Origin of the sequence: Fuscovulum ytuae (genome assembly GCF_029953595.1) — a bacterium.
GTDB lineage: Bacteria > Pseudomonadota > Alphaproteobacteria > Rhodobacterales > Rhodobacteraceae > Paragemmobacter > Paragemmobacter ytuae.
Map to the genome: position 1 here is coordinate 3801000 of NZ_CP124535.1, position 22042 is coordinate 3823041.

The window sequence follows — 22042 nt, forward strand, 5'->3', positions numbered from 1 at the left end:
GGAATTGCCGCAGCGCAAGGCCGAAAACGCGGGTTGAAGCGGGTTTTCGGCGGGTTATCTGCCCGGACGGAAAGCGAGGGCGGCATGCGGGCATTGGTCATCGGGGCATCGGGGGGGATCGGCGGGGCGGTCTGCGGGGCCTTGCGGGGGCGCGGGGCCGAGGTGCTGGGGCTGTCGCGATCCGGCGATGGGCTGGATGTGACGGATGAGGTGTCGCTTGTCCGGGTGCTGGGGGATTTGGAGGGGGCGTTCGATCTGGTCTTTGTGGCGACGGGGGGGCTGGAGATTGCGGGGGCGCGGCCGGAAAAGAGCGTGAAGGCGCTGGACGGTGCCGCGATGGCGGCGCAATTCGCGTTGAACACCATCGGGCCTGCGCTGGTTTTGAAACATGTCTGGCGCATGATCCCGCGGGATCGGGCGGCGCGGGTGGCGGTGCTGTCGGCGCGGGTGGGATCGATCGGCGACAATCGGCTGGGCGGCTGGCATGGCTATCGGGCGGCGAAGGCGGCGCTTAATCAGATCGTGCGGACCTGCGCGGTGGAATTGGCGCGGACGCATCCGCATGCCGCTCTGGTCGCGTTGCATCCCGGCACGGTGGCGACGCCCCTGACGGCGGCCTATGCGGGCGGGCATCCGACCGTGACGCCGGATGTCGCGGCGGGGAACCTGCTTCGCGTGCTGGACGGGGTCGGGCCGGCGCAATCGGGGCAGTTTTTTGACTGGAAGGGGGAGGTCGTGCCGTGGTGACCCTTTCTCTGACCGGTGGCTTCATCTTGGCCCAAATACTCAAATACCACCTGTCGGCGGGATGCGCCGCAGGATGGAGGGGCGCATGAGCGCGCCGCGTCTGATCCTTGTGCTGGGCGATCAGCTGGCGCCGGATATGGCGGCCTTGCGGGCGGGCCGTCCCGGCGATGTGGTGGTGATGGCCGAGGTGATGGCGGAGGGCAGCTATGTGCCGCATCACCCGCAGAAGATCGCGCTGATCCTGTCGGCGATGCGGCATTTCGCGGAAGCTTTGCGCGAGGGCGGATGGCGGGTGGCCTATTCGCGGCTGGACGATGCCGAGAACACGCAAAGCATCGTGGGCGAGTTGATCCGCCGCGCGGCGGAGTTCGGCGCGGGCGAGGTGATGGCCACGGCGCCGGGGGATTGGCGGCTGCGGCAGCTTTTGGCGGAGTGCCCGGTGCCGGTGACGGTTCTGCCGGATGATAGGTTCCTGTGTTCGGAGGCCGAATTCGCGGCTTGGGCCGAGGGGCGCAAGCAATTGCGGATGGAGTTCTTCTATCGTGAGATGCGGCGCAAGACCGGGCTGATGATGGAGGGGGAGAAACCCGCAGGCGGGCAGTGGAATTTCGACCATGACAACCGCAAGCCTGCGAAGGCGGATCTGTTCCGCCCGCGCCCGCCGCGTTTTGCCCCCGATGCGGTGACGGAGGAGGTTCTGGCGCTGGTGGCATCGCGGTTCGCGTCGCATTTCGGGGCGCTGCGCCCCTTTGGCTGGGGCGTGACGCGGGATGATGCTTTGGCCGCGCTGGACCATTTCCTGCGCCATGCGCTGCCCAGATTTGGGGATGAGCAGGATGCGATGCTGGCGGGGGACCCCACGCTGAGCCATGCGCTGATTTCGCCTTACCTCAACCTAGGGCTTTTGTCGCCGATGGAGGTCTGTCTGCGGGTTGAGGCGGAATGGCAGGCGGGGCGCGTGCCGATCAATGCGGCGGAGGGGTTCATCCGCCAGATTATCGGCTGGCGCGAATTCGTGCGCGGCATCTGGGCGCTGGAGGGGCCGGATTATGCGGCGCGGAACGCGCTTGGCCACAAGCGCGCCTTGCCTGCGGTCTATTGGGGGGGCGAGACGCGGATGGCCTGCATGGGCCATGCGGTGGGGCAGACGCGGGACATGGGCTATGCCCATCACATCCAGCGGTTGATGGTGACGGGGAATTTCGCGCTGCTGGCCGGGGTGGACCCTTGGGCGGTGCATGAATGGTATCTGTCGGTCTATGTCGACGCTTTCGAATGGGTCGAGGCGCCCAATACGGTGGGCATGAGCCAATTCGCCGATGGTGGGGTGGTGGGGTCGAAGCCCTATGTCAGCTCGGGGGCCTATATCGACCGGATGTCGGATTATTGCGGCGGCTGCCATTACCGGGTGAAGGAGAAGACGGGGGAGCGGGCCTGTCCGTTCAACCTGCTTTACTGGCATTTCCTGCTGCGGCACCGGGAGCGGTTTGCGGGCAATCCGCGCATGGCGCAGATGTATCGGACATGGGACCGGATGGAGGAGGGCCATCGTCGCGCCGTGCTGGCGGGCGCGGAGGCCTTTCTGGCGCGGATGGAGGCGGGGGAGCCGGTCTGAGGCGTTCCGCTGGGGGCTGGTGTTGCAGGGGGCAGTCTGCCCCCTTTTGGCCTGCGGCCACTTCACCGCCGAGGATCTTTTTCGCCAGAAAACAAGGGGGTGGGGCGCGTTACCCTTAATGCGGGGTTGCGGAACGGGTTTCAGGGGGTTGCGGGGGCCGTGCCTTCGGTGGGCGGCGCGGGCTCCGTTGGGGGGGTGGCTGGGGAAGCGGGTTGCGCTGTGCCTTCTGACGGGCTGGCCGTGTCTGCGGGGGCGGGTGCCTCGGTTGCGGGGGGCGTTTCGGGCGGGGCGACGAGGATGCCGTTAAGCCAGTTGCCTTCGGCGACCTGACCGGAGGCATAGGTAAGTTTGCCCGCGCCTTGCCGTTTGCCTTTTTCGAACAGGCCTTCATAGACATCGCCGCCGGGATAGGTGGCGCGGCCTTGGCCGTGAATCTCGCCCATCTGCCATTGGCCTTCGTAAACAAAGCCATCGGGCATGGTGAGTTTGCCCATGCCGTGACGCTGGCCCATGCGGAACTCGCCTTCATAGACCGTGCCATCGGGATAGGTGGCGGTGCCTTTGCCTTCGCGCTGACCTGCCTTCCACTGGCCGGTGTAGACATAGCCATCGGGCAGGGTCATGGTTCCGGTGCCGTCCGGTTGGGCATTGGCGAAGCGGCCTTCATAGACCGCGCCGCCGGGATAGGTGGCCTTGCCTTGGCCGGTGATCGCGCCTGCGGCCCATGTGCCGTCATAGGTGGCGCCATCGGGATAGGTGATGCGGCCACGGCCTTCGGGGCGGTCGTCGCGCAAGGCCCCTTCATAGACCGACCCGTCAGGATAGGTGAGCTTGCCCTGACCGTTCAGCGCGCCTTCGGACCAGATGCCGTCAAGGATATAGCCGTCCTTGCTGCGGAAGGTGCCGCGACCGCTGCGTTGATCGGCAGCGAAAGCGCCTTGATAGACATCGCCCGAGGCGAAGGTGAGGGTGCCGGAGCCATCCTTCAGCCCGTCGCGGAAGCCACCCTCGTAGATATCGCCATTGGCATAGGTGAGCTTGCCTTGGCCGTTGATCTGACCTTCGGCCCAATTGCCTTGATAGGTCATCCCATCCGGCAGGGTGAGGATGCCGGTCCCCTGGCGCTGGCCCGCCTTGAGGTTGCCTTCGTAGATCGCGCCGTCGGGATAGATGATCTTGCCCGTGCCCTCTTTCTGACCCGCGACCCATGTGCCCTCATAGCGATAGCCGCCCGGACCTTCGAGGATACCTTGCCCTTCATGCCGGCCTGCGGTGAATTGGCCGGTATAGGTGGTGCCATCGGCATAGGTCGCGGTGCCGCTGCCGGTGATGGCCCCTGCGAGCCAATCGCCTTCATAGGTGCCGCCGTCGGGATAGGTGATGCGGCCCTTGCCTTCGGGTTGGCCATTGAGGAAGGCCCCTTCATAGACCGCCCCATTGGGATAGGTGGCGCGGCCCGTGCCAGTGATCTGCCCGTCGACCCATTCGCCCGAATATTCATAGCCATTGGGCAGGCGATAGGTGCCCATGCCGTGCTGAAGCCCGTCGCGGAAGGTGCCTTCATAGACGGAGCCGTCATCATATTGCTTGGTGATGACCTCGCCTTCGTCTTGCGCGGCGGCGGGGAGGGCCCCTGCCAATGCTGCCGACATGACCACGGCCACCATCACCTGTCCGATCCGCATCGCCTGCACCCGCCCGTTCCTGCGCCGCCTTTTGCCAAGGCCCCGGCAAAGCCTAGCCGTCGGTCCGGTTTGCCGCAAGTCGGGCACCTTTCCCTCGGCAAGGGTTCTGCTAGAACGAGGGGGAGAACATGAGGGAACCGTCGCGCATGGCCGATACCTTTCGCCTTACGCTGGCGCAATTGAACCCCACGGTTGGGGCGATTGCCGCCAATGCCGCCAAGGCGCGGGCCGTCTGGGATCAGGCGAAGGCGGCAGGGGCCGATATGGCCGCGCTGACCGAGATGTTCATCACCGGATATCAGACGCAGGACCTGATCCTGAAGCCTGCCTTTGTGGCCGATGCGATGGCGGCGGTGGAGGCCTTGGCGCGGGACTGCGCGGATGGCCCGGCGCTGGGCATCGGGGGGCCCTTGCTGCGCGAGGGGCGGCTTTACAACGGCTATTATGTCTTGCAGGGCGGCCGGGTGGCAGCGACGGTTCTGAAGCATCATCTGCCCAATGACGGGGTGTTCGACGAAAAGCGCCTTTTCACGCCGGCCGATGTGCATGGGCCTTATGTGGTGAACGGGGTCCGCATTGGCACGCCCATTTGCGAGGACAGCTGGCATCCCGACGTGGCCGAGACGCTGGCCGAAACAGGGGCCGAGATTCTGCTGGTGCCCAACGGATCACCCTATCACCGGGGAAAGCCTAATCTGCGGCTGAACCTGATGGTGGCGCGGGTGGTGGAGACGGGGCTGCCGCTGGTCTATCTGAACATGACCGGCGGGCAGGATGACCAGGTCTTTGACGGCTGTTCGATGGTGCTGAACCCCGGCGGGCATCTGGCGGTGCAGATGCCGCAGTTCGAGGATTGCGTGACCCATGTCGATTTCACGCGCGGGCCAGAGGGTTGGGTGGCAGCCAAGGGGATGCTTGCCCCCGTGCCGCCGGTGGCGGAGGCGGATTATCACGCGATGACCGTGGGTCTGCGCGATTATCTGGGGAAGTCGGGGTTTTCCAAGGTGGTGCTGGGTCTGTCGGGCGGGATCGATTCCGCGCTGGTGGCGACGATTGCCGCCGATGCGCTTGGTCCTGAAAATGTGCATTGCGTGATGCTGCCGTCACGCTTCACCTCGGCCCATTCCCTTGAGGATGCGGCGGATTGCGCGGGGCGGCTGGGCTGCCGTTTGGACACGATCCCGATTTCGGGGCCGCAAGAGGCGGTGGGTGAGGCGCTGGGGCCGCTCTTTGCCGGGACGGAACCGGGGATCACCGAGGAGAACATCCAGTCGCGGCTGCGCGGTCTTTTGTTAATGGCGCTGTCGAACAAGTTCGGGGCGATGCTTCTGACCACGGGGAACAAATCCGAAGTGGCGGTGGGCTATTGCACGATCTATGGCGATATGAATGGCGGCTATAACCCGATCAAGGACCTGTGGAAGACGCGGGTTTTCGACACCTGCCGCTGGCGGAACGAAACGCATCGCCCTTGGATGAAGGGTCCCACAGGCGAGGTCATCCCGCCCCGGATCATCGACAAGCCGCCCAGCGCCGAATTGCGCGACAATCAGAAGGACGAGGATTCGCTGCCGCCTTACCCGGTGCTGGACGCGATCCTTGAAGGCTTGGTGGAGAAAGAGCTTTCGGTGGCCGAAATCGTGGCGCAGGGGCATGACCTTGCCACGGTGAAACGGGTGGAGGGGTTGCTTTACACCAGCGAATGGAAGCGCTTCCAATCCGCCCCCGGTGTGCGGCTGACGCAAAAGGCCTTTTGGCTGGATCGCCGCTATCCGATGGTGATGCGCTGGCGGGATCAAAGCGGGGCCTGAGGACCACGGGGGCGCTGCCTCCACGCGGCCTGTGGCGGCGTCACCCAGAGCATCTTTCTTTCAAGAAGAAGAGGATTGGCTTCATCTTGGCCCAAATACTCTGGGGTCCGGGGCAAAGCCCCGGGGGGTGGGTCGGGCGTGCGGCATGGCCCTTCGGAGGATCAGACGGCGCTGACCGCCGCTTCGGGCAGAAGGCGGGCCACATCTTCGGCGCGGCACAATTCGGTGGCGTCGGACATGACGGCGGCGGCGGCGGCGGCGACGCCTTGGGCCAGCGCCTCGGCCTCGGATTGCCCGCGGGCGAGGGCGAGCGTGTAGCCGCCCACGAAACTGTCGCCTGCGCCGACCTTGGAGCGGACCTGCACCTTGGGGGCCTTGGCGAAGATGCGCTGCTTTGCATCGGCAAGGACGGAACCATCGGCGCCACGGGCGACGATCACCTTCTTTGCCACGCCGCGCGCCACGAGGGATTGGGCAAAATCGGCGGTGTCGGCGCGGGTTTCAAGGGGGCGGCGGGCCAGCGCCTCGGCCTCTTCGCCATCCATGCGGAGAACCTCAAGATCGGGGATCGGATGATCGACGGCCTGTGTCAGCGCAGCCCCGGAGGTGTCCAGCACGACGCGCATCCCCGCCATGGCGGCGGCAAGGCGGGCGGGGAAATCCATCGGCACGCCTGGGGGTTGGCTGCCGGAGATCACGGCAAAACCACCGGGTTTTCCAGCCGCGCGCAACAGCATGAAGACGCGGTCCTGATCTTCCTGATGCCAGACGGGGCCGGGCAACATGAAGCGATATTGGCGGCCAGTCGAGGCTTCATTCACGGTAAGGCTTTGCCGGGTTTCGCCGGGGCCGGTGATGCCGAGAAACATGACACCTTCGCGGCGGATCAGTTCGGCCAGACGGTCACCCGTCAATCCTCCGAGGGCAACAAGGGCGAGGGATTCGCCGCCTAGGGCGTGGACAGCGCGCGAAACATTGAGGCCGCCACCGCCGGGGTCAAGCTGGGGTTCAGAGCAGCGGAGTTTCTCATCCGGCACCATGACGGGCACGGCAGACGCCATGTCGAGCGCGGGGTTGAGGGTGAGGGTCAGGATTGGGGCCTGAGGGGAGGGAGGCGTGTCAGGCATGATGCGGCTCTTCGTCTGGCGATGGGCGGCATGATAGCGCTAACGGGGCACGGGGGGCAAGCGGTGCCCCCCGTGCCTTTTGGGGCAAGCGGAATTTGACGCAAATTCCGCGTCGAAATCTGCGCGCAGATTTCGGGGCGATTTCTGTGTCAGAAATCGCGGAGCTTAAAGCATCAGCTGATAGCTGGCCGGAACGTAGCGGAAGCCATCGCCGTTTGCCTCGACAAAGCCGATCGCGGGGAAGGGCATGTGGTAGCCCGCGAAGGGGATGCGGTCGGCGGCCAGCATGCCAAGAATCTGGCGACGGGTCGCTGCGGCCTGTGCCTTGTCCTGATCGAAGCGCACCTCCCAATCCGGGTAGGCAAGCGACCAGACATAGTGGTTGGTCGTATCGGCAAGGATCGCCATGCGTGAGCCGTTCGATTCCAGCATATAGGTGAAATGGCCCGGCGTATGTCCGGGTGCCGCCATGGCGGTGATGCCCGAGACGACTGCGCCGCCATCGTCGAGGAAGGTGAACTTGTCGTTCAGGGGTTTCACCTTGGCATCGAAATTCTCATTCGCGGCGGCGGACCAGTTGTTATGTTCGGTGGCCCCCGTCACATAACGGGCATTGGCATAGGTCGCCGCCCCATCTTCGCCTGACAGGCCGCCGATATGGTCGCCATGCATATGGGTGATCACAACGATGTCGATCTGATCGGGGGTGATCCCGGCGCTGGCCAGTGCGGCGGTGGTGCCTGCGGCGGAAAGGCCGGTGTCGAAGAGGACCAGTTCCGACCCTGTGTTCACCACGACGGGGGTGAAAAAGTTGAAGGTCTTGTCGGCGGGGATGAAATTCGCGGCCGAGACGGCGGCGAATTCCTCGGGTGCCACGTTCATGCCGAAGGTTTCCTGCGGCTTATCCCCGGCGCGGGTGCCGGCGAGGACGGTGGTCACCTCGAACCCGCCCAAGGTCACCCGGTGGAAGGGGGCGTGCATCGCGCCCTGTTGCGGCGCAGCGGCAAGGGCAGGGCGGGCGCTGAGCAGCGCAGGCGCGGCGAGGGGAAGGGCGGCACCGGCAAAAAGCGCTTTGCGGCGCGAGAGGGTCGGGGTCGTCATGGCATCCTCCGGGGTTGTGACTATCCGGAAGGATAGGCCGATGGGCGGGTTGGGCCAGTCACGGCTTTGTCAGGGGTTGCGCAGCCCTGCACAGGGCATGTGCGGGTGATGGTGGGAGGGCGGCCCCAGCCTACTCCCACCATGGGTCGATGCGGGCGATATCGTCGTCGGACCAGCCGAAGTGATGGGCGAGTTCATGCACCACGACATGGGCGATCAGATCGCCCAAGCCCACATCGCCGCGATCGATCCATTCTTCAAGGATCGGGCGGCGGAAGAGCCAGACGATATCGGGATGGGTGGGCTGTTCCATCACCGATTTTTCGGTCAGCGGCGTGCCTTCATATAGGCCGGTGAGTTCATAGGGGTCTTCCATTCCCATCGCTTCGAGGACGTCATCGGGGGGGAAGTCGGTGATGCGCAGCGCCACGTGGGTGGCATGGTCGCGCCAAGGCTGAGGCAGGTTGACCACCGCCTCATGGGCAAGCTGTTCGAAAAGCGCGAGGTCGGGGGCGGGGAAGGCATCCCAGCCGGGGGCTTGCGGATCGGGATTGTCGGCTGTGGTCATGGCGGCCCCTTGCTTTGCCCCCAGATATGGACAAAAGCGCCCGCCTATGAAAGAGGAACGGGGGTCCAACGGAGCCCGTTTTTCCCATGACCACGCCGTCCAACGTCACCACCCGTTTCGCGCCGTCGCCCACCGGATATATCCATGTGGGCAATCTGCGCACTGCGTTGATGAATTACCTGATCACCCGCAAGGCGGGGGGGACCTTCATCTTGCGGTTGGACGATACGGATCAGGAACGGTCGAAGCAGGAATATATCGACGGGCTGATGGAGGATCTGGACTGGCTGGGCATCCGCTATGACCGGGTGGAGCAGCAGTCGAAGCGTCTGGCGCGCTATGCCGAAGCCGCCGAGCAGTTGAAGGCGGCGGGGCGGTTTTACGAATGTTTCGAGACGCCGACCGAGCTGGACCTGAAGCGGAAGAAGCTTTTGAACATGGGGCGGCCACCGGTCTATGACCGGGCGGCCCTGTCTTTGACCGAGGAGCAGAAGGCAGCCTATCGGGCCGAGGGGCGGCAGGGCTATTGGCGGTTCCTGCTGGATCAGGAGCGGATCGAGTGGCGCGATGGGATCATCGGGGACATTTCGATTGATGCGGCGTCCGTGTCGGACCCGGTGCTGATCAAGGCGGATGGGCAGGTTCTTTATACCTTTGCCTCGTCGGTGGATGATGTGGATATGGGGGTCACCCACATCGTGCGGGGCGCGGACCATGTGACGAACACGGCCACGCAGATCCAGATCATGAAGGCGCTGGGCGGCACGCCGCCGCAATTTGCCCATCACAGCCTGCTGACCGGGCCGCAGGGCGAGGAATTGTCCAAGCGGCTGGGTGTGCTGTCCTTGCGCGACCTGCGGGCGCGGGGCGTGGCGCCCTTGGCGCTGATGTCGTTGATGGCGCGACTGGGGTCTTCGAAACCGGTGGAACTGGCGGCATCGATGCAAGACCTTATCGACGGGTTCGATGTGGGATCTTTCGGGGCGGCGCCGACGAAGTTTGATGCCGAGGACCTATTCCCGCTGACGCGCGCGCATGTGCAGGGCCTGCCCTTTGCCGCCGTGGCAGAGCGGATCGCGGCGCTGGGCGTGCCGGCGGAGGAGGCAGAGGCCTTCTGGAATGTGGCCAAGGGCAATATCACGGTGCTGGCCGATCTGGAGGAATGGTGGGCGCTGTTCCGCGATGGGGCCGAGCCGATGGTCGAGGCGGGGGATGAAGAGTTCATCCGGCAGGCGGTGTCGATGCTGCCCGCGCGGCCATGGACGCGGGCCACCTGGGGCGAATGGACCGAGGCGGTGAAGGCCGCCACGGGGCGGAAGGGCAAGACGCTGTATATGCCCTTGCGTAAGGCGCTGACGGGGCGGGCGAATGGGCCGGAAATGGCCGAGGTCATGCCCTTGCTGAAGGTGGTGAAGGCGGGGTGACCTTAGGCTTCCGGGTGAAGACCCGGGCGCTTTACTGGCGACCTTGATGAAGTCTGATGCGTCGGACCGGGGGGCACACTTCCGGACCCCCGTGGGATATTCGCAGACAGCAAATGTGCAGGCCGGTCGGCGTGTTTCCGGCATTGGGGGCAAAGGTGGCGGCGACGATTGATGGCGAGACTGGTGCGGTGGGCGAAGCGGCACCCGTGACGGCGAAATTCGTGACGGGGAACCTGTTTCGGCATGTTGCGGTGATGTCTCTGACCTCGTCGGTCGGGTTGATGGCGATCTTCGTCGTGGACCTGATCAACATGCTTTATATCAGCTGGTTGCAGGACCCAGAGAAGACGGCGGCCATCGGCTATGCGGGGGCGGTGTTGTTCTTCACCACGGCCTTCGGGATCGGGCTTTCGGTGGGCGTGTCGGCGCTGGTGTCGCGGGCGGTGGGGGCGCGGGATTTTGCGCTGGCGCGGCAGCGGACGACCGAGGGGCTTTTGCTGGGTGCGGGGTTCGGCGCGGGTTTTGCGGCGCTGGTCTGGGTTTTGTTGCCGCCGATCGTGGGGCTTTTGGGGGCAACGGGCGGGACAGCGGCGGAGGCGCTGCATTTCCTGCGGGTGCTGATCCCGTCGCAGCCCCTTTTGATGATCGGCATGATCGGGGCGGGGGTGCTTAGGGCGCATGGAGATGCGCGGCGCAGCATGATGGTGACGGTTTGGGGGGCCATCGTTCTGGCGGCGCTGGACCCGGTGCTGATCCTTTGGGCGGACCTTGGCCTTACGGGGGCGGCGCTGGCGGGATGGGGGTCGCGGGCGGCCATCGCGGGCATGGCGCTGTGGCCGATCTGGCGGCATTATGGCGGGTTCGGGCGGCCTTCGGGGGCGAGTGTGGCGGCCGCCTCAGTGCCTTTGTTCGCGATTTCCGGGCCAGCGATTCTGACGCAGTTGGCCACCCCGGTTGGGCAGGCGGTCGTGACGCGGATGGTGGCGGGCTATGGTGAGGCTGCGGTGGCCGGGATGGCCATTGCGGGGCGGCTGACCCCGGTGGCCTTTGGCATCATCTTTGCGCTGTCGGGGGCGGTGGGGCCGATCATCGGCCAGAACCTTGGCGCGAAGAAGATGGACCGGGTGCGGCGGGCCTTTTGGGATTCGATCCTGTTCGCCGGGCTGGTGATTGTGGCCATGTCGGCGCTGCTATTCATGGCGCGGGGATACATCGCGGCTGCCTTCCATGCCGAGGGATTGACGCGCGATCTGATCTTTCTCTTCTGCGGGCCGTTGAGCCTGCTGTTCTTCTTCAACGGCTTGATCTTTGTGGCCAATGCGACCTGCAACAATCTGGGCGCGGCGATGCAGTCCACGATGGTGAACTGGGGGCGGCATACGATCGGGACCGTGCCATTTGCCTGGGCCTTGGGTCTTTGGTGGGGGGCGGAGGGCGTGCTGATCGGTCAGGCGCTGGGCGGGGTGCTGTTTGGTATTCTGGCCGTCTGGCTGGCGCTGCGGGTGGTTGACCGGGTGGCGGCGGGGGCGAAGGTCTGAGCCGATCGGCGGGCCTGCATGTCGGTTAGGGATTGTATACCGTCGTATCCGAAATTCCCCTTGCCTGACATGTGCCAGTCGGGTTACCCAGATTGCGTCAGCATCGGGAGAATCCGGCGCACGTGGGCAACCCCGTGGGAGCCGGTGCCGAAGGAGCAACCGCCCCGGTAAACTCTCAGGCAACAGGACCGTTGCTGGCGAAGAACTCTGGAGAGTGGCGCAGCTGCGCCCGCCGAAGGGATAACGATCTCAGGCGCCCCAATGGGCAGGGACAGAGGGGGCATCGTAGGACAGGGATCGGCCTGTCCGGGCGGTGCCGCGTTGCAAAGACCGGCGCTTTGGAAGGGGAGGGACGCGTGTCCGACCTGAAGCGATTGGGTCTTCATGACCTGCATGTGGAATTGGGGGGGAAGATGGTCCCCTTCGCCGGATATGAGATGCCGGTGCAATATCCGGCGGGCGTGATGAAGGAGCATCTGCACACGCGTACCGCCGCCGGGCTGTTCGATGTGAGCCATATGGGGCAGGTCATCCTGCGCCCCAAGCGCGGGATGGAGGCGCTGTGCCTTGGGTTCGAGGCGCTGATGCCCGTCGATGTGCTGGGACTGGCGGAGGGGCGGCAGCGATACGGGCTTTTCACGAATGAGACGGGGGGCATCCTTGATGACCTGATGTTCGCGCATCGGGGGGATCATCTGTTTGTCGTCGTCAATGCCGCCTGCAAGGAGGCCGATGTGGCGCATATGCGGGCGCATCTGGCGGATGTGGCAGAGGTGGAGTTCATCGCCGACCGTGCGCTGATTGCGCTGCAGGGGCCGGGGGCGGAAGCGGCGCTGGCGGCGATGGTGCCGGAGGTGGCGGCTATGCGGTTCATGGATGTGGGGGTTTTTCCGTGGCAATCCAACGAGCTGTGGGTGTCGCGGTCCGGCTATACCGGCGAGGACGGGTTTGAGGTTTCGGTGCCGGAGGCAGGGGCGGAAGGGTTTGTCCGGACGCTTTTGGCGCAAGAGGGCGTGGCCCCCATCGGCCTTGGGGCGCGCGACAGCCTGCGGCTTGAGGCGGGTCTGTGCCTTTACGGGCATGACATCGACACAGGGACGAGCCCTGTCGAGGCTGCTCTGACTTGGGCGATCCAGAAAGCGCGGCGCGCAGGCGGGGCGCGCGAGGGCGGGTTCCCGGGTGCCGCGCGCATCCTGCGGGAATTGGCCGAGGGGCCGGAGCGCCGCCGCGTTGGACTGCGCCCGGAAGGCCGGGCGCCGATGCGCGAGGGGGTGGAGCTGTTTGCGACAGATGGCACGCCGCTTGGTCGCATCACTTCGGGCGGGTTTGGCCCCAGCGTCGAGGCCCCTGTTGCCATGGGCTATGTGCCCGCGTCTTATGCGAAAATCGGAACGGTGATCGAAGGGGAGTTGCGCGGAAAACGGCAGCCCCTGACCGTTGCGGACATGCCTTTCAATCCCACCACCTACAAGCGTTGAGGATGCGCGATGAAATACACCGAAGAACATGAATGGCTACGGGTCGAGGGCGATCTGGTCGTCGTCGGGATCACCGAGCATGCCGCGACGCAATTGGGCGACGTGGTGTTTGTCGAATTGCCCGAGACCGAAACCATGGTCGCTGCGGGCGACGAGGTCGTGGTGATCGAGAGCGTGAAGGCCGCGTCCGACATCCTTGCCCCGGTTGATGGCGAGATCGTCGCCGTCAATTCCAAGCTGACGGATCATCCGGGCCTTGTGAATGAGGACCCGACGGGTGCGGCGTGGTTCTTCAAGATGAAGCTTGATGATTTGTCCGTGCTGGATCAGTTCATGGACGAGGATGAATATAACGACCTGATCGGGTGATCCCCGTCAGGCCGTTGAAGGGCAAGAGTTTTTCGGAAACTTTTGCAAGTTCCATCGAAGGAATTTGGTGGGCGCCTGCGTGCCCGCCTTCCCCAATCCCCCGCCTTCCCAATCCAAGGTGCGCGCCATGAGCTATACCCCGGTCGACTACAACCCCTATGACTTTGCCAATCGTCGCCATATCGGCCCTTCGCCCGCCGAAATGGACGAGATGCTGAAGGTTGTGGGGGTCAAGACACTGGACGAATTGATCGACCAGACGGTGCCGGCTGCGATCCGGCAGAGCGTACCTCTAGGTTGGGCGCCCTTGTCCGAGCATGAATTGCTGGCGCGAATGCGGGCTGTCGGTGCGCGCAACAAGGTGATGACCAGTCTGATCGGGCAGGGCTATTACGGCACGGTCACGCCGCCCGCGATCCAGCGCAACATTCTGGAAAACCCGGCGTGGTATACTGCCTATACGCCCTATCAGCCCGAAATTGCTCAGGGGCGGCTTGAGGCGCTGTTGAATTACCAGACGATGGTGGCCGATCTGACCGGGCTGCCGGTGGCCAATGCGTCGCTGCTGGACGAGGCGACGGCGGCAGCCGAGGCCATGGCGATGGCGGAGCGGGTGGCCAAGTCGAAGGCGCGGGGTTTCTTTGTCGATCATGGTTGCCATCCGCAGACCATCGCGGTGATCCGCACAAGGGCCCTGCCTTTGGGGATTGAGGTGATCGTGGGCGATCCGGCGAAGCTGGTGCCGGAGCAGGTCTTTGGCGCGATCTTCCAATATCCGGGCACTTATGGGCATGTGATTGACTTCACAAAGGAAATCGCAGCGCTGCATGCGGCGAAGGCGGTGGCCATCGTGGCGACCGATCTGCTGGCGCTGACCATCCTGAAAGAACCCGGTGCGATGGGGGCGGATATCGCCATCGGGTCGAGCCAGCGTTTCGGCGTGCCGATGGGCTATGGCGGGCCGCATGCCGCCTTCATGTCCTGCAAGGACGACTATAAGCGCGCGATGCCGGGGCGGATTGTCGGGGTGTCCATCGATGCGCGGGGGAATAAGGCCTATCGCCTTTCCTTGCAGACGCGCGAGCAGCATATCCGGCGCGAGAAGGCGACCTCGAATGTCTGCACGGCGCAGGCGCTACTGGCGGTGATGGCGTCCTTCTATGCGGTGTTCCACGGACCGAAGGGCCTGCGGGCGATTGCGGAACGGGTCCATTTCCTGACGAACCGTCTGGCGCGCGCGCTGAAGGCGGCGGGGGCAAAGGTGTCGCCCAAGGCGTTTTTCGACACGATCACGGTGGAGGTGGGTGTCGGGCAGGCAGGCATTCTGGCTGCCGCGCGGCATGAAGGGTTGAATTTCCGCAAGATCGGAAGTGATCGCGTGGGGATCAGCTTGGACGAGACGACGGATGAGAAGGTGCTGATCCGTGTGCTGCGGGCCTTTGGGATTGATGGCGTGCCGCCGCATCGGGCGACGCTGGGCTTTCCGATGGAGATGGTGCGGCAGTCGGACTATCTGACCCATCCGGTATTCCACATGAACCGCGCGGAATCTGAGATGATGCGCTACATGCGCCGTCTGTCGGACCGCGATCTGGCGTTGGACCGGGCGATGATCCCGTTGGGGTCCTGCACGATGAAGCTAAATGCGGCGGCAGAGATGATGCCGATCACTTGGCCGGAATTTGGCACACTGCATCCTTTTGCCCCGTCTGATCAGGCAGCAGGCTATCGCGAGGCGATCGAGGATTTGACGGCCAAGCTGTGTGAGGTGACGGGGTATGACGCCTTTTCCATGCAGCCCAATAGCGGCGCGCAGGGGGAATATGCAGGGCTTTTGACCATTCAGGCCTATCACCGTGCGCGGGGCGAGGGGCACCGGAACATCTGCCTGATCCCGGTATCGGCGCATGGCACGAACCCCGCCTCCGCACAGATGGCCGGGATGCAGGTCGTGGTGGTGAAATCGGCGCCGAATGGCGACGTGGATCTGGATGATTTCCGGCAACGTGCGGAACAAGCAGGGGAAAATCTGGCGGCCTGCATGATCACTTATCCGTCCACCCATGGGGTGTTCGAAGAGACGGTGAAGGAGATCTGCAAGATTACCCATGACCATGGCGGGCAGGTCTATCTGGACGGGGCAAATATGAACGCGCTGGTCGGGTTGGTGAAGCCCGGCGAGATCGGGTCGGATGTGAGCCATTTGAACCTGCACAAGACATTCGCCATTCCGCATGGCGGCGGCGGTCCGGGCATGGGGCCGATCGGGGTGAAGGCGCATCTGGCGCCTTATCTGCCGGGGCATCCCGAAACCGGGGGGACGGAAGGTCCGGTCAGTGCCGCGCCTTTTGGTTCGGCCTCCATCCTTCTGATTTCATGGGCTTATTGCCTGATGATGGGGGGCGAGGGGCTGACGCAGGCGACGCGGGTGGCGATCTTGAACGCCAATTATATCGCGGCGCGGTTGAAGGGGGCCTATCCGATCCTGTTCATGGGGAACAAGGGGCGGGTGGCGCATGAATGCATCCTTGATACGCGGCCGTTTGCGGAGTTTGGCGTAACGGTGGACGACATCGCCAAGCGGTTGATCGACAACGGGTTCCACGCGCCGACGATGAGCTGGCCGGTGGCGGGGACCCTGATGGTGGAGCCGACGGAAAGCGAAACGAAGGCCGAGATCGACCGTTTCATCACCGCCCTGATGGCGATCCGGGCCGAGATTGAAGCCGTTGAAAAGGGAGAGATTTCCGCCGAGGACAGCCCGCTGCGCCATGCCCCGCACACGGTGGAGGATCTGGTGGCGGACTGGACGCGGAAATATCCGCGCGAACAGGGCTGCTTCCCCCCCGGTGCGTTCCGGGTGGACAAATACTGGCCGCCCGTGGGGCGGGTGGACAATGTCCATGGCGACCGCAACCTGATCTGCATCTGCCCGCCCGTGGAGAGCTATGCCCAAGCGGCGGAATGAGGCGGCGCCCTGATCCCAGGACGGTGCCGTGACCTGTGCCGCATATTGTGCAGACAGTTGTGCATACAAATGGGCGCACCTTCGGGTGCGTCCTTTTGGTTTTGGTGCATGAATGCGGAGGGGGAGTGCAAGGTAGGAAGGGCAATGTTGCCCATCCTGGGCGGGGTGGGGCGCGATTGACGGGGCGGCGCGGGGCGGGTAGCCCTGCGCAGCGCTAGGCATGGGGGGCATCTTGGGCAACGGGTGGGGCGGAACTTTCGGCACGGGGCTGGTTGCGGCGGTGCCGATCGCGCTGGGCTATTTTCCGATCGCCTTTGCCTTTGGGGTTGCGGCGGTGGGGGCGGGGCTTACGCCGCTTGGGGCGACGGCGTTGTCGGTCATCATCTATGCGGGGGCGTCGCAATTTCTGGCGCTGGCGCTGATCACCTCGGGCGCGGCGCTGCCGGTGGCGGCGGCGACGCTGATCGCGATGAATTTGCGCCATGTGCTTTATGGCCCGGCGCTGATGAAGGCGGCGGGGGAAGGCGCGGGGCGGCGCTATGCCTGGGCCTGGGGCTGGGGCCTGACGGATGAGGTCTTTGGCGCGGCGCTGGGCGAGATGGCGCGGGGGCGGCGCTTTGCCGAGGCCTGGATGTTCGGGCTGGGGCTGCCGGCCTATGCGGCATGGGTGTCGGGCACGCTGGCGGGGGCCATGGCGGGGGATGGGGCGCTGGCCGGGTGGCCGGTGGTGGAGGCGGGGTTTTCCTTTCTGCTGCCTGCGCTGTTCCTTGCACTTCTGCTGTCGATCCTGACGCGGCCACAGGTGCCGGTGATCTTGGTGGCGGGGCTGGCCTGTGTGGGCGGCACGCTGGCGGTTTCGGCGACGACGGGCATTCTGGGCGGAATGCTGGCCGGTGCCTTGGCCGGAGTTCTGCGGGGGCGAGCATGAGTTGGGATGTGCTGGTGCTGGCGCTGTTGGTGGGGGCGGCAAATTGGGGGTTTCGCTATTTGCCCATCCGCTTTGGGTTGGGGGGCGGGTCGGAGGGCGGACTTCTGGCGCGGTTCCTTGCCGCCGTCGGGCCCGCGGCGATTGCCACGCTGTTTGTGGCATCCAGCCTGCCGTTTTTGCGCGAAGGGACTGTGTTGGCCCCGATTTTGGGCACGGCGGCGGTGATCGCGGTCTGGGTCTGGCGGCGGTCGGTCGTTCTTGCGACGCTGGCAGGGGCCGTGGCCTATGCGGCGGGCTTTGCGCTGGCCGGTTAGGGCTTGCATGGCAGGGCATCCGGCGCAACCATAGAGCATGACCTAAGGGAGTCGTGCCATGCTGGAGATCAGCCCTGAAAAGGTTGTGCATATCATTTACCAGTTCCGCGAGGGGGATGCGGCGGAAGAGGAGCTGCATGCCTTCATCGACGGTCTGAACGATGACGAGAAGGCGCATCTGACGGCCATCGCCTGGATCGGGCGGGGGGCTTTTGAACCTGAGGATTATGAGACAGCGGTGGAGACGGCCTATACGGAGGCCACGATCCCCACGGATCAATATCTGATGGGCATGCCGCATCTGGCCGAGAACCTTGAGGCGGGGCTTGAGGCGCTGGGCATAGATGTGACGGAAGTCGAGGGCGATTTCCTTTAGGAGACGCCTGTCACGGCGCGGCGTGCCGCCGCACGTCTTTGCGTGTCGTCGGCGCATTCGCGCCCTCTTTGCCTTGCGGCCAATTCACCCCCTCTGCGTATTTTGGCCAAGTTGAAGGGGTTGAATCTGGCGTTTTGCGTCCAACATATGCGATAAGTTGAATTTGATGGAGGGCGCGATGGCGGATGGGGTGAAGCTGTGCTGCGGAGACTGTGGGCAGATGAACCGGGTCCCGGCGGCGCGGCTGGCGGCGGGGCCGAAATGCGGGGTCTGCGGGGCGGCGCTGCTGGATGGCCGGGTGATGGCATTGGACGCCGCCGCGCATGACAAGGCGGTGCGGGGGGATGAGCTGCCGCTTTTGGTGGATTACTGGGCGGCGTGGTGCGGGCCGTGCCGCATGATGGCGCCGGAATTTGCCAAGGCGGCGAAGGCGTTGGCCCCTTCGGTGCGGTTTGGCAAGCTGGATACAGAGGCGCATCCGGCGGTGGCGCAGCGGGCAGCAATCCGGGGCATTCCGGCCCTGATCCTGTATCGGGGCGGGCGCGAGGTGGCGCGGATTGCCGGGGCGCGACCTGCGGCGGAGATCGTGGATTTCGTGCGGTCGCATGTCGCGATGGCGCGCGGTTGAGGTCAAGGGGCCGTCGCTTGACAAGGCACAGGCTTTGCGCGAGAAGGCGCGCGCGGATGGGGCAGTAGCTCAGTTGGGAGAGCGTATCGTTCGCAATGATAAGGTCAGGGGTTCGATCCCCCTCTGCTCCACCAATCTCATCCTTCACGATAGAAAAGCTTGACCTTGTTCGGGCTGATCCGCCTTGTGAGAGTGGCGGCGGATGGGCGCATGTGGGGTTTCGCGGCGCAATTTGGCGGAAATCGCGGAAGCGCGGGCCGTTGGAACGAAGATTCTGAAAGTTCGATCCGTTAATCAAAAGAGTTTGCGCGACAGGGCGATTCATATTCATTAGCGGTGCATCAGCCGCTGACTGGGAGGAATTTGATGGGGTGGAGCGGGCCGTGATGACGGCAGGAAGGAAACGTCTGAAGGATCGGTTCCGGGAGGAGTCGAACCTTCTGCGACCGATCGACATGCGTGACCTGCCAAAGCGGTTGGGCATGTCAGGGTTTTTCCTGACCATCATCTTTCTTATCGACGAGATGGAGGCGGCGCTGGCCTGTGGCCTGGCGATCCTGATTGCCGAGGGCGTTTCGAACTTTCTTTACAAGCGGGAAATGGCGTGGCGGGGGCCGGTGCCCTTGTGGTTCTTCGGGCTGCATTGGACGCTGAATGCGGGATTGGCCTTTCTTTACATGATCCCGGCGATGATCATGTCGACCAACACGGATGTGGCGGTTGTCGCGCTGAGCTTGATCTGGACCTGCGGTGTGTTCATCCACATCACAAACGCATTCGGGAAGATGCCGCTTTACACGTTGCAGATGCTTTGGCCGGTGTTGATTTCGACCTCATTCGTCATCTGGTCGATTGCACATAATGAAATTGAGCGGGCGGGGCCATACGGGCTGGCTTTGCTGATCATCGCCTTTGTTTTGTATATCTACAACATTGCGGAAAACCTGTTCAAACAGGCGCGGGCCGATACGGCACTGGCCGCGGCGCTGGTGGAATCGCAGGGGCGGTTGACGGATCTGGAGGCAACGCGGCAGCAGCTTTTGAATGCGGTGGAGGGGCTGAACGACGGGTTCGTGTCCTTTGACAGCGAGGATCGGCTGGTGATCGCCAACAGACGGTTCCGCGAGCTTTATGCCCGCAGCGCAGAGGCCATTCTGCCGGGCGCGCGGTTTGAGGATATCTTGCGGCACGGGCTGGCGCAGGGGCAGTTTCTGGAGGCTGTGGGGCGGGAAGAGGCTTGGCTGGCCGAGCAGTTGAATGTTGCAGCGTCGAAGGCGGTGGTGCGGCAGATCTTGCCGGATGGCACGGTGGTGCAGGTTCTGGAGCGGCGGACAGCGGATGGCGGGCGGGTCGGCCTGCGTGTCGATGTGACCGAGATGACACGGGCGCGAGAGGCGGCGGAGGCGGCCAGCCGGGCGAAATCGGAGTTTCTGGCGAATATGAGCCACGAGATCCGCACGCCGTTGAATGGCGTCTTGGGGATGGCGGATTTGCTGGCCGAGACGGAGTTGGACAGCCGCCAGAAAAAGATGCTGTCCACCATAAGGGCGTCGGGGTGGAGCCTTCTGTCGCTGTTGAACGATATCCTAGACCTTGCGAAGGTGGAGTCGGGGAAGATGGTTCTGGATGCGCGGGTGTTCGATCTGCGCGCCTCGGTCGACCGGTTGGAAGCGTTGCATGCGGCGACGGCGCAGGGGAAGGGGATCACTTTTGACATCCTGCATTCCTCGGGCGGTCTTTATCTGCGCAAGGGGGATGAGACGCGGATCGTGCAGGTGCTGCACAATCTGGTGGGCAATGCGATCAAATTCACCGAAAGCGGGTCGGTGCGGTTGAAGGTGCGGGCGAACCAGCCGGATCGGGTGCTGTTCGAGGTGGCGGATACAGGCATCGGGATGACCGAAGAGCAGGTGTCGCGGATCTTCGAGACATTCGAGCAGGCGGATGCCAGCACGGCGCGGCGCTTTGGCGGCAGCGGTTTGGGGATGACCATTGTTCGGCGGCTGGTCGATCTGATGGATGGCGAGATCAGCATCGACAGTGCGCCGGGGCGCGGCACGCGGGTTTTGGTCATGATCCGGGTGCCGGTGGAGGCCGAGTAAGGGGCGCGGGATCAGCCGCGCCCGGCAACCGATGCCTGATAGCGCGCGAGATCGGCCACGAGAGTGGCACCCGTCGGGCGGTCGGCGCGGGCGCAATGTTCAGCCCAAATGGCGGCGAAGGGGAGGTCTTTCAATTCCTCGGTCAAGGCGAGGCGCTGGGTGAAGTCAAGCGCGGCCTCGGCGGCCTTGAGCCTGTCTTGCGGCAGCAGAAGGGCGCGCAGCAGCGCCTTTTGCATGTTGCGCACACCGATGACCCATGCGGCGGTGCGTGAGATGGTGGCGTCGAAAAAATCCAGCCCGATGCGGGTGCGGGGCAGAAGGCCTGCGAAGACAAGTTCCTGCGCCATGGCGAGGATGTCGTCATTGAGCAGGATTACATGGTCGCTGTCCCAGCGCATCGGGCGCGAGACATGGAGAAGGAGGTCCGGCACCGAAAGGGCGACGGCGGAAAGCTTGTCGGCCACGCTTTCGGTGGGGTGGAAATGGCCCATGTCGAGGCAAAGCGCGATGCGACGGTGGATGGCATAGCCGAGGTAGAATTCATGGCTGCCCACGGTCATCGCTTCGACGCCGATGCCGAAAAGTTTTGACTCCACGGCGTCAAGCATATGGGCGCGGTCATGCTGCGGGGTCAGCATCCGATCGAGCGAGGCCCAGAGCCTTTCGCGGGCGGCCATGCGGTCGACGGGGATGTCCTTTGATCCGTCGGGCACCCAGTGGTTGATGACGCATTGGGAGCCCTGCGCCTTGCCGAAGCCTGCCGCGATCTCGCGGCAGCGCTGGCCATGCTCGATCCAGAAATCGCGGATGCCTGCATCGGGATGCGACAGGGTGAGGTTGTCGTCGGCCTTTGCATGGGCAAAGAAGGTGGGGTTGAAATCAAGGCCAATGCCCCGATCACGCGCCCAATCAAGCCACGGCGTAAAGTGGCGCAGTTCGATCTGGTCGCGGTCGGGGGTTTCGTCCGTGTCCATGTAGAAGGCGTGCAGGTTCAGCCTGTGGCGACCGGGGATCAGGCCATAGGCAAAATCGAGATCGGCGCGCAGTTCATCGGGGGTGCGGGCGCGGCCCGGATGGTTGCCGGTGGCCTGTATCCCGCCGCCCGAGGCGCCGGATTTTCGTTCAAAGCCGCCGACATCATCGCCCTGCCAGCAATGGACCGAGATCGGGATGCGCGCGAGGGTGGCCATGGCGGATTCGGTATCCACGCCCCATTCGGCAAAGGCCGCGCGGGCCTGTTCATAAGCTGTGGTCATGGCGTTC

18 protein-coding genes, 1 tRNA gene and 1 riboswitch are annotated in these 22042 nt (G+C 64.4%); of the genes, 14 read left to right on the plus strand and 5 right to left on the minus strand.

Features of this window, described 5'->3' with window-relative positions; translation table 11 throughout:
- The first annotated feature begins 84 nt into the window (after nucleotides 1–84).
- Nucleotides 85–747 (plus strand): SDR family NAD(P)-dependent oxidoreductase, encoded by a 663-nt coding sequence (locus tag QF092_RS18210; RefSeq protein ID WP_281466225.1) that lies wholly within the window; start codon nucleotides 85–87, stop codon nucleotides 745–747.
- An 85-nt stretch (nucleotides 748–832) separates the two neighbouring features.
- Complete coding sequence (locus QF092_RS18215; RefSeq protein WP_281466228.1) at nucleotides 833–2362, plus strand: cryptochrome/photolyase family protein; 1530 nt, start codon at nucleotides 833–835, stop codon at nucleotides 2360–2362.
- A gap of 140 nt (nucleotides 2363–2502) precedes the next feature.
- Here the strand turns inward: QF092_RS18215 and QF092_RS18220 are convergent, their stop codons facing one another.
- Entirely contained in the window at nucleotides 2503–4047 is a 1545-nt protein-coding gene (locus QF092_RS18220) for a 2-isopropylmalate synthase (protein WP_281466229.1), read from the minus strand.
- A gap of 146 nt (nucleotides 4048–4193) precedes the next feature.
- On the opposite strand from QF092_RS18220, the gene QF092_RS18225 reads away from it, so the two are divergent.
- Nucleotides 4194–5858 (plus strand): NAD+ synthase, encoded by a 1665-nt coding sequence (locus tag QF092_RS18225; protein WP_281470091.1) that lies wholly within the window; start codon nucleotides 4194–4196, stop codon nucleotides 5856–5858.
- A 161-nt stretch (nucleotides 5859–6019) separates the two neighbouring features.
- Here QF092_RS18225 and QF092_RS18230 read toward each other — a convergent pair whose 3' ends face one another.
- The 3 genes from QF092_RS18230 to QF092_RS18240 all read right to left on the minus strand — a co-directional run bounded on the left by QF092_RS18230 (nucleotide 6020) and on the right by QF092_RS18240 (nucleotide 8654).
- Nucleotides 6020–6985, minus strand: coding sequence for a 1-phosphofructokinase family hexose kinase (locus tag QF092_RS18230; protein ID WP_281466231.1), 966 nt, complete (start codon nucleotides 6983–6985; stop codon nucleotides 6020–6022).
- Between the two features lie 165 nt (nucleotides 6986–7150).
- Entirely contained in the window at nucleotides 7151–8086 is a 936-nt protein-coding gene (locus QF092_RS18235) for an MBL fold metallo-hydrolase (protein WP_281466233.1), read from the minus strand.
- A gap of 130 nt (nucleotides 8087–8216) precedes the next feature.
- On the minus strand, nucleotides 8217–8654 hold the full coding sequence (locus QF092_RS18240) for a metallopeptidase family protein (protein ID WP_281466235.1): 438 nt from the start codon (nucleotides 8652–8654) through the stop codon (nucleotides 8217–8219).
- 86 nt (nucleotides 8655–8740) lie between these two features.
- On the opposite strand from QF092_RS18240, the gene gltX reads away from it, so the two are divergent.
- The 11 genes from gltX (at nucleotide 8741) to QF092_RS18295 (ending at nucleotide 20779) form a co-directional block, all read left to right on the plus strand.
- Nucleotides 8741–10078 (plus strand): glutamate--tRNA ligase, encoded by a 1338-nt coding sequence (gene gltX / locus QF092_RS18245; RefSeq protein WP_281466237.1) that lies wholly within the window; start codon nucleotides 8741–8743, stop codon nucleotides 10076–10078.
- A gap of 113 nt (nucleotides 10079–10191) precedes the next feature.
- Nucleotides 10192–11616, plus strand: a complete 1425-nt coding sequence (locus QF092_RS18250) for an MATE family efflux transporter (protein ID WP_281466239.1) — start codon at nucleotides 10192–10194, stop codon at nucleotides 11614–11616.
- Between the two features lie 94 nt (nucleotides 11617–11710).
- A riboswitch (glycine riboswitch) is annotated at nucleotides 11711–11817 on the plus strand.
- Between the two features lie 212 nt (nucleotides 11818–12029).
- Nucleotides 12030–13094: a glycine cleavage system aminomethyltransferase GcvT gene (gcvT, locus tag QF092_RS18255; protein ID WP_281470093.1), complete on the plus strand. Its 1065-nt coding sequence runs from the start codon at nucleotides 12030–12032 to the stop codon at nucleotides 13092–13094.
- A gap of 9 nt (nucleotides 13095–13103) precedes the next feature.
- Nucleotides 13104–13463: a glycine cleavage system protein GcvH gene (gene gcvH / locus QF092_RS18260; protein ID WP_281466241.1), complete on the plus strand. Its 360-nt coding sequence runs from the start codon at nucleotides 13104–13106 to the stop codon at nucleotides 13461–13463.
- Nucleotides 13464–13590: 127 nt separating this feature from the next.
- Nucleotides 13591–16431, plus strand: a complete 2841-nt coding sequence (gene gcvP / locus QF092_RS18265) for an aminomethyl-transferring glycine dehydrogenase (protein ID WP_281466243.1) — start codon at nucleotides 13591–13593, stop codon at nucleotides 16429–16431.
- Between the two features lie 232 nt (nucleotides 16432–16663).
- Nucleotides 16664–17359: an AzlC family ABC transporter permease gene (locus QF092_RS18270; RefSeq protein WP_281466245.1), complete on the plus strand. Its 696-nt coding sequence runs from the start codon at nucleotides 16664–16666 to the stop codon at nucleotides 17357–17359.
- A complete protein-coding gene (locus tag QF092_RS18275) occupies nucleotides 17356–17673 on the plus strand; it encodes an AzlD domain-containing protein (protein WP_281466247.1) in 318 nt (105 codons plus the stop codon). Before QF092_RS18270 ends, QF092_RS18275 begins: the two co-directional genes overlap by 4 nt.
- A gap of 58 nt (nucleotides 17674–17731) precedes the next feature.
- Nucleotides 17732–18049: a DUF3775 domain-containing protein gene (locus tag QF092_RS18280; RefSeq protein ID WP_281466249.1), complete on the plus strand. Its 318-nt coding sequence runs from the start codon at nucleotides 17732–17734 to the stop codon at nucleotides 18047–18049.
- A gap of 178 nt (nucleotides 18050–18227) precedes the next feature.
- Entirely contained in the window at nucleotides 18228–18677 is a 450-nt protein-coding gene (locus QF092_RS18285; protein ID WP_420026482.1) for a thioredoxin family protein, read from the plus strand.
- 58 nt (nucleotides 18678–18735) lie between these two features.
- Nucleotides 18736–18811, plus strand: a tRNA-Ala gene (locus QF092_RS18290).
- Between the two features lie 252 nt (nucleotides 18812–19063).
- Complete coding sequence (locus QF092_RS18295; protein WP_281466253.1) at nucleotides 19064–20779, plus strand: sensor histidine kinase; 1716 nt, start codon at nucleotides 19064–19066, stop codon at nucleotides 20777–20779.
- An 11-nt stretch (nucleotides 20780–20790) separates the two neighbouring features.
- Here the strand turns inward: QF092_RS18295 and QF092_RS18300 are convergent, their stop codons facing one another.
- The gene (locus tag QF092_RS18300) at nucleotides 20791–22035 is read right to left on the minus strand and encodes an L-rhamnose isomerase (RefSeq protein WP_281466255.1); all 1245 of its coding nucleotides are present in this window, start codon (nucleotides 22033–22035) and stop codon (nucleotides 20791–20793) included.
- Between the last annotated feature and the right edge of the window lie 7 nt (nucleotides 22036–22042).